A 13,049-nucleotide genomic window follows, 5' to 3' on the forward strand; every position below is an offset into this window, starting at 1 on the left:
GTCCTGTAATCGGCAGTCATAAAAAAAGGGCCTGGAGGATTTTCCAGGCCCCTGAAAAAGCGGAGGGGTGTCTAGGCCCTCAGCCTGGTGAGCGGTGTCGGTGGAGCAATAACGTCAGGCCTTCAGTGGAACCAGGCGTGGCGCGATCATGTTTTCCGGACGCAGGATGTCAGCCAGTACGTCTTCTTCCAGCAAGCCTTCTTCACGCACCAGTTCCAGTACGCCACGACCAGTTTCCAGGGCGATGCGTGCGATACGGGTAGCGTTTTCGTAGCCGATGTAAGGGTTCAGTGCGGTGACCAGGCCGATCGAGTGCTCGACCAGCTCGCGGCAGCGTTGTTCGTTGGCCGTGATGCCGGTGATGCAATGCTCGCGGAGCATGTCCATGGCGCGTTGCAGCAGGCGGATCGAGTCGAAGATCTTGTAGGCGATCAGCGGCTCCATCACGTTCAGTTGCAGTTGGCCGCCTTCGGCTGCCACGGTCAGCGCCAGGTCGTTACCCATGATGGCGAAGGCCACTTGGTTGACCGCTTCCGGAATCACCGGGTTGACCTTGCCGGGCATGATCGAGCTGCCTGGCTGGCGCGGCGGCAGGTTGATTTCGTTGATGCCGGTACGCGGGCCGCTGGACAGCAGGCGCAGGTCGTTACAGATTTTCGACAGTTTGACTGCGGTACGCTTGAGCATGCCGGAGAACAGCACGAACGCGCCCATGTCGGAGGTCGCTTCGATCAGGTCAGCCGCCGGCACCAGCGGCTGGCCGCTGATCGTCGCCAGGCGCTGCACGGCCAGGTTCTGGTAGCGCGGGTCAGCGTTGATGCCGGTACCGATTGCCGTACCGCCCAGGTTGACCTCGGTCAGCAGCTCTGGGGCCAGGCTGCGCAGCCGGTTCAGGTCTTCGGTCAGGGTGGTGGCGAAGGCGTGGAATTCCTGGCCCAGGGTCATCGGCACGGCGTCTTGCAACTGGGTGCGGCCCATTTTCAGCACGTGGCTGAATTCTTCGCTCTTGGCCGAGAACGCATTGATCAGGCTGTCGAGGCTGGCCAGCAACGCGTCGTGACCGAGCAGCAGACCCAGACGGATCGCGGTCGGGTAGGCGTCGTTGGTCGACTGCGCCATGTTCACGTCGTTGTTGGGGTGCAGGTACTTGTACTCGCCTTTTTCATGGCCCATGGCTTCCAGGGCGATGTTGGCGATAACCTCGTTGGCGTTCATGTTGGTCGAGGTGCCGGCCCCGCCCTGAATCATGTCGACCACGAACTGCTCGTGGAAATCACCGCGTACCAGACGCGCACAGGCTTCGCTGATTGCAGCGTGCTTGGCCTGGCTCAGGTGACCCAGCTCAAAGTTGGCATCGGCTGCCGCCTGCTTGACCATGGCCAGGGCCACGACCAGTTTCGGATAATGCGAAAGAGGAACGCCGGAGAGGTGAAAGTTGTTCACCGCACGAAGGGTCTGGATGCCGTAGTAGGCGTCGGAGGGTACTTCGAGCACACCAAGCAGGTCTTTTTCGATACGCGATGATGCAGGCGAGGACATGATAGAGGTCATCTCAAGGAAGGCATGAATAATGCCGGAGCGCCTTGATATTGGGGCTCCAGGAGAATCTTGACCAATGCTGTTGCATAATATGCCATGCACTAACGGCATAATGTCATGTGACTTGACCTAATTTATGCTTTATATACGCGCGTCAATCGCGCTTTGCGTTTCTTAGTGAAAAACGGGTGTCCGGGAGGACCAGATGAACCTGGAAAGCAAATGGCTGGAGGATTTCAGCGCCCTGGCCGCGACCCGCAGTTTTTCCCAGGCGGCCGAACGTCGATTCGTCACCCAGCCGGCCTTTAGCCGGCGTATCCGCAGCCTTGAGGCGGCGCTGGGGCTGACCCTGGTCAACCGTTCGCGCACGCCCATCGAGCTGACCGCTGCCGGGCAATTGTTTCTGGTTACCGCGCGTACGGTGGTCGAGCAGCTCGGGGAGGTGGTGCGCCACCTGCATCATCTGGAAGGCGGGCAGGGCGAGGTTATCCAGGTGGCAGCGGCGCACTCGCTGGCGCTGGGCTTCTTCCCGCGCTGGATCGCTCAATTGCGCAATGACGGCCTGAACATTGCGACCCGTCTGGTGGCGACCAACGTCGGTGAAGCGGTGCATGCCTTGCGTGAAGGTGGTTGTGACCTGATGCTGGCATTTTACGACCCGGATGCGGCGTTGCAGATGGACGCCGAAATTTTCCCCTCGCTGCATCTGGCGCACAGCGAGATGCTGCCGGTCTGCGCTGCCGACGCGCAGGGCCAGCCGCTGTTCGATCTGGACAACGGCAGTACCGTGCCACTGCTGGCTTACAGCGCCGGCGCGTTTCTCGGGCGTTCGGTGAACTTGTTGCTGCGCCAGAGCAATCTGCGTTTTTCCACGGTGTACGAGACGGCCATGGCCGAGAGTCTCAAGTGCATGGCCGTGGAGGGGTTGGGCGTTGCCTGGGTTCCGCGCCTGAGCATGCGTGCCGAGCTGGAGCGCGGTGAACTGGTGGTGTGTGGCGGGGCGCACTGGCATGTGCCGCTGGAAATCCGCCTGTACCGCTGCGCCCTGGTACGCAAAGCCAACGTGCGCCTGCTATGGCGCAAGCTGGAAAGCGCGGCGGCTGGCACCAGCGAAGACGTCGAAGGGGTCATTCATCCTTCAGGTAATGCCTGATGGCCTCACGATTGGACTCGCTGAATTCATAGCAATTGGCGACCAGAGCGGTGTGGTTGGGATACATCAAGGTACGGCAGGGTGGCAGGGCGGCCAGGCGGAAATAGGCGTTCTCATGGGTGGCGCCAAACAAATGGCCGACTTCGTGGGCGATATTGATGTAGGCACGCAGCGAAGCAATGGCTTCGTTCATCTGCACCCGGGCAATTCCGCCCACGTCGTGGGTCAGGTTGTGACGGGTCACCAGCACATACTTGTGGCGTCGGGAGTCGAGGGGCAGGTTGTTGGCATGCAGGTAGGCGCTCAGCCGCTGGCGCCATTGCTCGATGGCCTGGGTGCTGTCGCCGGTCCTGTAGCCGAAATCGGTGATTCCCGGTTGATGGCGCTTGGTGATGACATGGGTCCGGCGACCGGTAACTTCGGTTAGCTCCTTTAAAAACCAGTCAAGATTGTCAGATTTGACCCCGGCGATTTCCTGATCGGTGAGTTGGTCGTGGAAAAACAGGGTCAGAAAGATCGGTAGCAGGTGGTCACTATCCACCTGGTCGTGAGCGGCCAGGGCGCTGCTTGAGAGGTACAGATTCAAGGCCAGTATCAGGCCAAGTTGTTTCAGGCTCATGTTCAAGACTCCATTCAGGGAACGTGGCAACCGGGCAAGTCCGGTTCAAGGTTCACCTAATCGTCTTTGTCAGTGTCGGGGAAGCACCTGCAGCCAGCACGAGGTGTATGGCTAATGCGAGCCGTGGTGCAGGAAAAACCGCTGTCGTGCTGGCCAGGTTTGCAGGATTTTTCCGGGCTGCTTGCCGTCTCTGCTGGCGCCTGACTCCCTCAGGCAGACGGATGGTCGCAGAGGGTGCTTTTGTTATTCGACTTTGGGGTATACTGCGCGGCCTTTGGCCGGCTCGACGGTCATTTTTTGTACAGCAAGCCACGCCGGTTTTCCTGCGTGGCTTGTTGTTTTTAGACGCGCCTGCGGGCGCCCGATGAGAGGCTCGACGATGAGTGCACTGGTTGGCGTGATCATGGGCTCCAAGTCCGATTGGTCCACCCTTAGCCACACCGCCGATATGCTGGAAAAGCTCGGCATCCCTTACGAAGTCAAGGTGGTGTCTGCACACCGCACGCCGGATCTGCTGTTCCAGTACGCCGAAGAGGCTGAAGGACGTGGCATCGAAGTGATCATCGCCGGTGCCGGTGGTGCTGCTCACCTGCCAGGCATGTGCGCTGCCAAGACTCACCTGCCGGTGCTTGGCGTGCCGGTGCAGTCCTCGATGCTGTCGGGCGTAGACTCGCTGTTGTCGATCGTACAGATGCCGGCCGGTATCCCGGTCGCTACCCTGGCCATCGGCAAGGCCGGTGCGATCAACGCCGCGCTGCTGTCGGCGAGCATCCTGGGCGCCAGGCATCCGCAGTATCACGCGGCGCTCAAGCAGTTCCGCACTGAACAGACTGAAACTGTTCTGGACAATCCAGACCCGCGCATCGCCTGAGGTTTTTCCATGAAGATCGGTGTTATCGGTGGCGGCCAGCTGGGCCGCATGTTGGCTCTGGCGGGTACACCGCTGGGCATGAACTTCGCTTTTCTCGACCCGGCACCGGATGCCTGTGCGGCGTCGTTGGGCGAGCATCTGCGTGCCGATTACGGCGATCTGGATCACCTGCGGCAACTGGCCGACGACGTTGATCTGGTGACCTTCGAGTTCGAAAGCGTACCGGCTGAAACGGTGGCGTTCCTGTCGCAGTTCGTGCCGGTTTACCCGAGCGCTGAAGCGCTGCGTATTGCCCGCGACCGTTGGTTCGAAAAGAGCATGTTCAAGGACCTGGGCATCCCGACGCCCGAGTTCGCCGATATCCAGTCGCAACAGGACCTGGATGACGCCGTGGCGCGCATCGGGCTGCCAGCGGTGCTCAAGACCCGGACCCTGGGTTATGACGGCAAGGGCCAGAAGGTCTTGCGCAGCCAGGCCGATGTGGCCGGCACCTTTGCCGAGCTGGGCAGCGTGCCATGCCTGCTCGAAGGCTTCGTACCGTTCACTGGCGAAGTGTCGTTGATCGCGGTGCGTGCCCGTGACGGCGAAACGCGTTTCTACCCGTTGGTCCACAACACCCACGAAAGCGGCATTCTGCGCCTGTCGATCGCCAGCACCGATCACCCGTTGCAGGCGCTGGCCGAAGACTATGCGGGCCGGGTGCTCCAGCAACTCGATTACGTCGGTGTGCTGGCATTCGAGTTCTTCGAGGTCGACGGTGGCCTCAAGGCCAACGAAATCGCGCCGCGGGTCCACAACTCCGGGCACTGGACCACCGAAGGTGCCGAGTGCAGCCAGTTCGAGAACCATGTGCGCGCCGTTGCCGGTCTGCCGCTGGGCTCCACCGCGAAGGTGGGTGAAAGCGCGATGATCAACTTCATCGGCGAAGTGCCGGCGGTTGCCGCCGTGCTGGCGGTTGAGGATTGCCACTTGCACCATTACGGTAAGGCCTTCAAGGCTGGCCGCAAGGTCGGCCACGCCACCGTGCGCAGCGCCGACCGTGCCACCCTCGACCGTCAGGTCGCGCAGGTCCAGGCGCTGGTCAAGGCCTGATCGCGGAACATCCGGGGCTCTGCCCCGGAACCAAACCGCCGTTTCCGTCCTCACATAGCAACACGCCAAGATGTACAGCGTCCTGGCGGGTTCTATTCATCGGGAGGAAAACCACATGGGTATCATCGGAACTATCTTCATCGGCTTGATTGTCGGTCTGCTGGCGCGGTTTCTGAAACCGGGTGATGACAGCATGGGCCTGATCATGACCGTCTTGCTGGGTATCGCCGGCTCCCTGGCCGCGACCTACGGTGGCCAGATGCTGGGTATCTATCATGCTGGTGAGACCGCCGGCTTTCTTGGCGCCCTGGTCGGCGCGATCATCCTGCTGGTGATCTACGGGATGATCAAAAAGAAATCGTGAAACATCCGCTTCTGCCCTCTGCTTCGTGCGTGCGCAGGGCTAGAATGCGCGACTTCCATCTGTCTTGCCGAGTCGTACGATGCGCCGCTTCCTGTTGCTGCCCCTGCTGCTGGTGTCCACCCTGGCCTGCGCTGAAATTCCGGAAACCGACTGGCTGGAGCTGATGCCGAAGTCGGACCAGAAGGCTCTGGAAGCCATGCCTGAGATTGATCACAACTCGCCGGAAGCGATGGGGACCTTCGACAGCAAGGGCGGGCTCAAGCAGGGCAAAGGCTTGCCTGCGGTGATGTACTCGACCAAGACGGTCGCCGGCATGAACGGCAAGACCATCCGGCTGGGTGGCTATCCGGTACCGCTGGAGACCGACGCCAAGGGCAACAGCACGCTGTTTTTCCTGGTTCCGTATCCGGGTGCCTGTATCCACGTACCGCCGCCGCCGCCCAACCAGCTGGTGCTGGTGCGCTACCCCAAGGGGGTAAAGATCGACGATATCTATACCCCGTTGTGGGTGACCGGTGGGCTGAAAATCGAGAAGGTCAGCAACGACCTGGCCGACGCCGCCTACGCCCTGGATGCGGCGAAGGTGAGGGTGGTGGTCGAGGCTGACCTCTAGGGGCTGTTGCCATTTCAACGCAAGCCGCGTTGCAGCGCCAAATCGTGTCAGGCGAGGCGAAGGACGCAGGAAATGGTCGCTCCCTTTTCAAGTCCTTCAACGACGCATGGCGCGATTTGGGGCGCAACCCGCAGGGCCGTGGCTGTTTTGTCACACACACTTCAACAGACTGAAGCCTATGCAGGCCGACAAAACAGACCTCGGCGCGGTTGTGATGAAACGGCAACAGACCCTAGTCACTCGCCCTGCAGCGCCTCGCTCCAGATGCTGACACTCAAGACGTGCATCTGATCCGGGGCCAGGGTGACCACATCGCTCATCACGTTGGCGGTTTCCACGCACAGCATGCGCTGCCAGCCGTCGTCGGCCATGTCGGGCAGGGCGCGGGCGCGATCTATCCAGGGGTTCCACACCACGGCTGAATGCGAGCCGCTGGTCTGGATCTGGATACGCCGCTGCAGGCCGGGGTCAACGATGCTCAGCAGGGGCGGGGTGTCGAGGTAGATGCGGTCGGTTTCGCCGGCAAAACCCAGGTCGCCGGACTGCTTGCGCTCTTCCCAGTTCTCCAGAGTTTCGATATAGCGCAGGCCGTCGACGCCCTGCAGGCTGACCTGACGCACGTCGCTGACCACGAAATAGGTGTGCAGTGCCTGGCTCAAGGTCACTGTTTCAGCGCCGCAGTTATAGCTGACCAGGCTGACGTTCAAGGCCTGGTCCAGGCGGATGCTGAGTTTCAGGGCGACTTTGTGCGGCCAGCCGGGCAGGCCTTGTTCGGCGTGGGGTTGAATGAACTCGACCAGCAGGGCATCACCGTCTTCGCCGATGCCCAGCAGTTGCCAGTCCAGAATACGCACTTCGCCGTGGGCATTGGCAGGTTCGGTGCTGTCGCGCATGGCCTGGACGCTTTCGGGGTTACGTGCCAGGTTGCCGAACCATGGCCAGCACACCGGGATGCCGGCGCGAATGGGCGTGCCTTGTTTGAACGACGCCTTATCGTTGTGCCACACCAGCGGTTGCTGGCCGGCGAGCTGATAGCTGAGGATGTGCGCGCCTTGCTGGGCAATCAGCAGCTCGGCGTCGCCGTGGCGGATGCGCAAGCATTCGAGCTCATCGATGGTAATGGATTCAACCTGGGGCGTGGGCATGGGAAGTTCTCACTCAAAGGCTATGGACATTGACTGCACCAAAGCCGTCGAGTTTAGCGCCAACCGGCGCTCCTGTGCCCGCCTGTGTGGCTGAACTCAGCCGCGGCGCTTGATCGAGCGGGTCCGGCCCCTGTCGTCTATGGCGACAAAGACGAAGGCGGCTTCGGTCACTTTGCGCCATTCGCTGGTCAGCGGGTCATCGCTCCAGACCTCGACGAGCATCTTGATCGAGCTGCGGCCGACTTCCTGGGTGCGGGTATAGAAGGTCAGTTGTTCGCCGACTGCCACCGGAACCAGAAAGGCCATGCGGTCGATGGCCACGGTTGCAACCCGCCCGCCCGCGATCTTGCTGGCCATCGCAGTGCCTGCCAGGTCCATCTGTGAAACCAGCCAGCCACCATAGATATCGCCGAAACCGTTGGTTTCACGCGGCAGCGCGGTGATTTGCAAGGCCAGATCGCCCTGCGGGATTGGATCTTCTTGTTCAAGCTCGATCATGCCTGGGGTGCCTCTGACCCATGACTCTCTTGGATAGCTGAAAAGACGCTCTACCAGAGCTTTCGGGAAGCCTGAGCCGCTCTGGCACAGGGTTCTGGTGTCTGGCGAGTATATCGGTCGTGCTCTCATGCGACGACCGTCAATGCGTATTTGTAACAGGTACGCGCAGTGCTCATGAGTTTTTTGCAACATTTTGCTATCTTGCCAGACCCGTACCGGTAACAAGATTACTGATACAGGCAATTTTGATGCCTACCCGCGCCATTGCCATGGACAAGCGCTTCTGCCCGCTACAGCGAGGCAGCCAGCGTCGCTGTCGCCTGCCACTCAAAAGAAATGCCCTTAGAGAAGCCTTGTCATGTCCTCTGTTCCTTCTGATAGTGCGTCTTCCTCGCGCCCTTTGACCCGTAGCGACTACAAAACCCTGTCGCTCTCTGCGCTGGGCGGCGCTCTGGAATTCTACGATTTCATCATCTTCGTGTTCTTTGCTGCGGTCGTCGGCAAGTTGTTCTTCCCGCCCGACATGCCGGAGTGGCTGCGTCTGATGCAGACCTTCGGCATTTTTGCCGCCGGTTATCTGGCCCGGCCGTTGGGCGGTATCGTCATGGCTCACTTCGGCGACCTGCTGGGCCGCAAGAAGATGTTCACCCTGAGCATCATCATGATGGCGATCCCGACGCTGATCATGGGTTTGCTGCCGACTTACGCGCAGATCGGCCTGTGGGCCCCGGTGTTACTGCTGTTGATGCGGGTCATTCAGGGCGCGGCAATTGGTGGTGAAGTCCCGGGCGCCTGGGTGTTCGTTTCTGAGCACGTGCCGGCCCGGCAGATCGGCTTCGCCTGCGGCACCCTGACCGCTGGCCTGACTGCTGGCATCCTGCTCGGCTCGTTGGTCGCCACGCTGATCAACAGTATCTACAGCCCGGTAGAGGTCTCGGACTACGCCTGGCGGATTCCGTTCCTGCTCGGCGGTGTTTTTGGTCTGATGGCCGTGTATCTGCGTCGCATGTTGCACGAGACCCCGGTATTCGCCGAACTGCAACTGCGCAAGGCGCTGGCCGAGGAAGTGCCGCTCAAGGCGGTACTGCGCGAGCACCGTGGTTCGGTGGCGCTGTCGATGCTGCTGACCTGGCTGCTGTCAGCGGGCATCGTGGTGGTGATCCTGATGACCCCGACCCTGCTGCAGACCGGTTACGGTTTTGCCGCCGCCACGGCGTTGAAGGCCAACAGCCTGGCTATTGTTTGCCTGAGTATCGGTTGCGTCGTCGCCGGCGTGCTGTCTGACCGCTTCGGACCGGGCTGGGTGCTGCTGCTTGGCAGCATCGGCCTGCTGCTCAGCTCCTGGACCTTCTACCATACCCTGAGCGCTCATCCGGACTGGCTGTTCCCGCTGTATGCCGTGACCGGCGCGTTTGTCGGCACCATCGGTGCGGTGCCCTATGTGATGGTCAAAGCCTTCCCGCCGGTGGTGCGCTTCTCGGGCCTGTCGTTCTCCTACAACCTGGCGTATGCGATCTTTGGCGGGCTGACGCCGATGGTGGTGACCCTGATGCTTAAACAGAATCCGATGGGGCCTGCCTGGTATGTGGCGGCGCTGTGCGGGCTGGGCATGCTGTTGGGGCTGTTTTTGCTTTCACGCAAGCGCTGAGTCTGGTTCCAGCCGCTTTGATAAAGGCCGACTTGCGTGCGCAAGTCGGCCTTTCATCTTATTGTCATAATCAGTTCATACAGTGGTCATCCGTTCTGCGTATTCGGGCGGATTGATGAGTATTTTCCGGGAGCCCCAGGCATGACACTCAAGCGTTGGATGGTGATCTTGTCTCTGGCTGCCGGAGGTTATGCAAGCCATGCGCTGGCTGCTGTCGACCCGTCGATTGCGTCCTATACCAAGGTCAGCGGGGTGTCAGGTAACCTGTCGAGCGTCGGCTCCGACACCCTGGCCAACCTGATGACGCTGTGGGCCGAGGCCTACAAAAGAGAATACCCGAGTGTAAATATCCAGATTCAGGCGGCCGGTTCGTCCACTGCGCCCCCGGCACTGGCCGAAGGTACGGCCAACCTGGGGCCGATGAGCCGCAAGATGAAGGATGGAGAAGTCTCTGCGTTCGAGCAGAAGCAGGGCTACAAGCCGACGGCGGTGCCGGTGGCGGTGGATGCCCTGGCGATATTCGTGCACAAGGACAATCCGATCAAAGGGCTGAGCATGCCGCAGGTCGATGCGATCTTTGCCGAGACCCGTTTGTGTGGCGCAAAAAAACTGGCCCTGACCTGGGGTGATGTCGGGTTGACAGGCTACCTGGCCAATCAGCGCATTCAGCTGTTTGGCCGTAACTCGGTCTCCGGCACTTATGGTTATTTCAAGGAAGAAGCGCTGTGCAAAGGCGACTTCAAAAACAGCGTGAACGAGCAGCCTGGCTCGGCTTCTGTGGTGAGTGCGATCAGCGGCTCGCTCAACGGCATAGGCTATTCAGGTATTGGTTACAAGACCTCTAGCGTCAAGACCGTGCCGCTGGCCAGGCAGGCCGGTGAAGAGTATTTCGAAGCCACCGAGGCCAATATTCTCGCTGGCCGCTATCCGCTTTCGCGTTTGCTGTATGTCTACGTCAACAAGGCGCCGAACAAACCGCTGGCACCGCTGGAAGCCGAGTTTCTCAAGTTGATCCTGTCCAGGCAGGGGCAGGAGATCGTCATGAAGGATGGTTACATTCCGCTCCCGGAGCCGGTTCTTGACAAGGCGCTTGTCGATCTGGGGCTCAAGGCGCCGGTCAGGGCTGCTCGCTGATGCCTTGGCATGAGTGTGTTTCGACAGTTCGGCGCCAGAGGGTTGGGCGCCGGGCTCTTTTATGTCATTTAGTGCCGCACGGATGAACCGAAAGTCAGATGAATCGTAGTCCCGCACCCGAAGGCATTGACTTCAATACCCCAGCGATGCAACGCAAGCGGCGTGCCCGGGCGTTCAAGGATCGCCTGACTCGCTGGTATGTCGCGTTGGGCGGCATGGCGGTGCTGGCCGCTATTACCCTGATTTTCTTCTATCTGGCCTGGGTGGTCGCGCCGCTGTTCAAGGGCGCGAGCCTGAACGTTGCCGCACCGATGACGCCGGCCTGGATGCAGGCTGCCGGCAAACCCTTGATGATCAGCATCGAGGAGCAGAACCAGGTGGGGATGCGAATCTCCGATCAGGGCCAGGCGATCTTCTTCGACGTCAGCAGCGGAGCGCAGCTCAAGCAGATGGCCCTGCCGTTGCCCGAAGGTGTGCAGATCACCGCGATCGGCAAGGACCAGCCCGGCACGCCGCTGATTGCCGTGGGCCTGTCCAACGGCCAGGTTCTGGTGTTCCGTCATGCCTATGAAGTCAGCTACCCGAACAACCAGAAGACCATCACCCCGGCCATTGCCTGGCCTTACGGGCAGGCGCCACTGACCCTGGACGAGCAGGGCCAGGCCATCGGCCAGGTGACGGTCAGCGTCAGTGGCAGCCATCTGCGTCTGGCGGGCAGTACCGGCACGCAACTGCATGTACTGGCTGTGGAACTGGGCGAGAACCCGCAGACCGGTGAAGTGCTGCGTGAGCAGAGCCGCATCGAGTTGCCGCAGTTGTCGGCTGAAGTGAAAGCCATTTACATCGACCCGCGCCAGCAGTGGCTGTATGTGATCAATGGCCGCGCCCAGGCTGACGTGTTCAGCCTGCGTGATCGTACCCTCAATGGTCGTTACAAACTGCTGGAAAACGCCAACGCCGAAATCACCTCCTCGACTCAACTGGTCGGTGGTGTTTCACTGCTGTTTGGCGACTCGCGTGGCGGCATCAGCCAGTGGTTCATGGTCCGTGATACCGATGAAGAGCCGCGCTTCATGAGGATCCGCGATTTCCGTCTGGGTGATGCGCCGATCGTGCAGATCAGGGCCGAACAGCGCCGCAAGGGCTTCGTCGCACTGGATAGCACGGGGCAACTGGGGGTTTTCCACAGTACCGCGCACCGTACCTTGCTGGTCGAGAAGGTCACCGACGGCGCCGGCCTGATGACCCTGTCACCGCGCGCCAATCAGATCCTGATCGAGTCTGGCGGTACATTGCGCGGCGTGGGCCTGAATAACCCGCACCCGGAGATTTCCTGGAGCGCGTTGTGGGAGAAGGTCTGGTACGAAAACTACGACGAGCCCCGGCATGTCTGGCAGTCGACGGCTTCAACCACTGACTACGAACCCAAGCTGAGCCTGGCGCCATTGACCTATGGCACGCTCAAAGCGGCGTTCTATGCCATGTTGCTGGCCGCACCGCTGGCCATTGCGGCGGCGATCTACACCGCGTACTTCATGGCCCCGGTCATGCGCCGCAAGGTCAAGCCGGTCATCGAATTGATGGAAGCCATGCCGACGGTGATCCTTGGCTTCTTTGCCGGTCTGTTTCTGGCGCCGTACATGGAAGCCAACCTGCCAGGGATCTTCGCCCTGATGTTGCTGACCCCGGTCGGTATCCTGCTGGCCGGCTTTCTGTGGAGCCGCCTGCCCATTTCGCTACGCCTGCGGGTGCCCGATGGCTGGGAAGCGGCGATCCTGATTCCGGTGGTGCTGGGCGTGGGCTGGCTGTCGCTGGGCATGAGCCCGCACCTTGAAAGCTGGCTGTTCGACGGTGACATGCGCACCTGGATCAGCCACGACCTGGGCATTACCTTTGATCAGCGCAACGCGCTGGTGATCGGCCTGGCCATGGGCTTTGCAGTGATTCCGAATATCTACTCCATCGCCGAAGATGCCATTTTCGGCGTGCCGCGCAGCCTGACCCTGGGCTCGCTGGCGCTGGGTGCCACACCGTGGCAGACCCTGACCCGAGTGGTCTTGCTGACCGCCAGCCCCGGTCTGTTCTCCGCGCTGATGATCGGCATGGGGCGGGCAGTGGGTGAAACCATGATCGTGCTCATGGCCACCGGCAACACGCCGATCATGGACATGAACCTGTTCGAGGGCATGCGCACCCTGGCGGCCAACGTGGCGGTGGAAATGCCTGAATCGGAGGTGGGCAGCAGTCACTACCGCGTGTTGTTCCTCGCGGCCCTGGTACTGCTGATGTTTACCTTCGTCATGAACACCCTTGCGGAGCTGATTCGTCAGCGCCTGCGCAAGCAATACTCGTTGCTCTGAGGGAGACTTGATT

At 60.9% G+C, this 13,049-nt stretch carries 12 protein-coding genes; 8 read left to right on the top strand and 4 right to left on the bottom strand.

What is annotated here, in order from left to right; genetic code table 11:
* Positions 1-114: 114 nt before the first annotated feature.
* Positions 115-1,539 carry an aspartate ammonia-lyase gene (aspA, locus tag PSCI_RS09320; RefSeq protein ID WP_045485533.1) on the bottom strand — a complete coding sequence of 475 codons (1,425 nt, stop codon included), beginning with the start codon at positions 1,537-1,539 and terminating at the stop codon, positions 115-117.
* A 205-nt stretch (positions 1,540-1,744) separates the two neighbouring features.
* Here aspA and PSCI_RS09325 point away from each other — a divergent pair, with 205 nt between their 5' ends.
* Positions 1,745-2,692, top strand: coding sequence for a LysR substrate-binding domain-containing protein (locus tag PSCI_RS09325; RefSeq protein WP_045485534.1), 948 nt, complete (start codon positions 1,745-1,747; stop codon positions 2,690-2,692).
* Here the strand turns inward: PSCI_RS09325 and PSCI_RS09330 are convergent.
* Positions 2,667-3,311: a hypothetical protein gene (locus PSCI_RS09330; RefSeq protein WP_052483376.1), complete on the bottom strand. Its 645-nt coding sequence runs from the start codon at positions 3,309-3,311 to the stop codon at positions 2,667-2,669. The two genes, PSCI_RS09325 and PSCI_RS09330, sit on opposite strands and share 26 nt — an antisense overlap.
* Before the next feature lie 379 nt (positions 3,312-3,690).
* On the opposite strand from PSCI_RS09330, the gene purE reads away from it, so the two are divergent.
* The 4 genes from purE (at position 3,691) to PSCI_RS09350 (ending at position 6,251) form a co-directional block, all read left to right on the top strand.
* Complete coding sequence (gene purE / locus PSCI_RS09335; protein ID WP_045485536.1) at positions 3,691-4,182, top strand: 5-(carboxyamino)imidazole ribonucleotide mutase; 492 nt, start codon at positions 3,691-3,693, stop codon at positions 4,180-4,182.
* A 9-nt stretch (positions 4,183-4,191) separates the two neighbouring features.
* The gene (locus PSCI_RS09340; RefSeq protein ID WP_045485539.1) at positions 4,192-5,274 is read left to right on the top strand and encodes a 5-(carboxyamino)imidazole ribonucleotide synthase; all 1,083 of its coding nucleotides are present in this window, start codon (positions 4,192-4,194) and stop codon (positions 5,272-5,274) included.
* 115 nt (positions 5,275-5,389) lie between these two features.
* Positions 5,390-5,638 carry a GlsB/YeaQ/YmgE family stress response membrane protein gene (locus tag PSCI_RS09345; RefSeq protein ID WP_045485542.1) on the top strand — a complete coding sequence of 83 codons (249 nt, stop codon included), beginning with the start codon at positions 5,390-5,392 and terminating at the stop codon, positions 5,636-5,638.
* Positions 5,639-5,717: 79 nt separating this feature from the next.
* Positions 5,718-6,251, top strand: coding sequence for a DUF3299 domain-containing protein (locus tag PSCI_RS09350; RefSeq protein ID WP_045485544.1), 534 nt, complete (start codon positions 5,718-5,720; stop codon positions 6,249-6,251).
* Between the two features lie 236 nt (positions 6,252-6,487).
* Here the strand turns inward: PSCI_RS09350 and PSCI_RS09355 are convergent, their stop codons facing one another.
* The gene (locus PSCI_RS09355; protein WP_045485547.1) at positions 6,488-7,396 is read right to left on the bottom strand and encodes a D-hexose-6-phosphate mutarotase; all 909 of its coding nucleotides are present in this window, start codon (positions 7,394-7,396) and stop codon (positions 6,488-6,490) included.
* A 96-nt stretch (positions 7,397-7,492) separates the two neighbouring features.
* Entirely contained in the window at positions 7,493-7,894 is a 402-nt protein-coding gene (locus tag PSCI_RS09360) for an acyl-CoA thioesterase (RefSeq protein WP_045485549.1), read from the bottom strand.
* Positions 7,895-8,252: 358 nt separating this feature from the next.
* Here PSCI_RS09360 and PSCI_RS09365 point away from each other — a divergent pair, with 358 nt between their 5' ends.
* The 3 genes from PSCI_RS09365 (at position 8,253) to PSCI_RS09375 (ending at position 13,036) form a co-directional block, all read left to right on the top strand.
* Positions 8,253-9,542 carry an MFS transporter gene (locus PSCI_RS09365; RefSeq protein ID WP_045485551.1) on the top strand — a complete coding sequence of 430 codons (1,290 nt, stop codon included), beginning with the start codon at positions 8,253-8,255 and terminating at the stop codon, positions 9,540-9,542.
* A 141-nt stretch (positions 9,543-9,683) separates the two neighbouring features.
* Complete coding sequence (locus tag PSCI_RS09370) at positions 9,684-10,676, top strand: PstS family phosphate ABC transporter substrate-binding protein (RefSeq protein WP_045485553.1); 993 nt, start codon at positions 9,684-9,686, stop codon at positions 10,674-10,676.
* Positions 10,677-10,774: 98 nt separating this feature from the next.
* The gene (locus PSCI_RS09375) at positions 10,775-13,036 is read left to right on the top strand and encodes an ABC transporter permease subunit (protein ID WP_045485556.1); all 2,262 of its coding nucleotides are present in this window, start codon (positions 10,775-10,777) and stop codon (positions 13,034-13,036) included.
* The last annotated feature ends 13 nt before the right edge of the window (positions 13,037-13,049 follow it).

This window comes from Pseudomonas sp. StFLB209 (assembly GCF_000829415.1).
In the GTDB taxonomy this organism is placed as follows: Bacteria; Pseudomonadota; Gammaproteobacteria; order Pseudomonadales; family Pseudomonadaceae; genus Aquipseudomonas.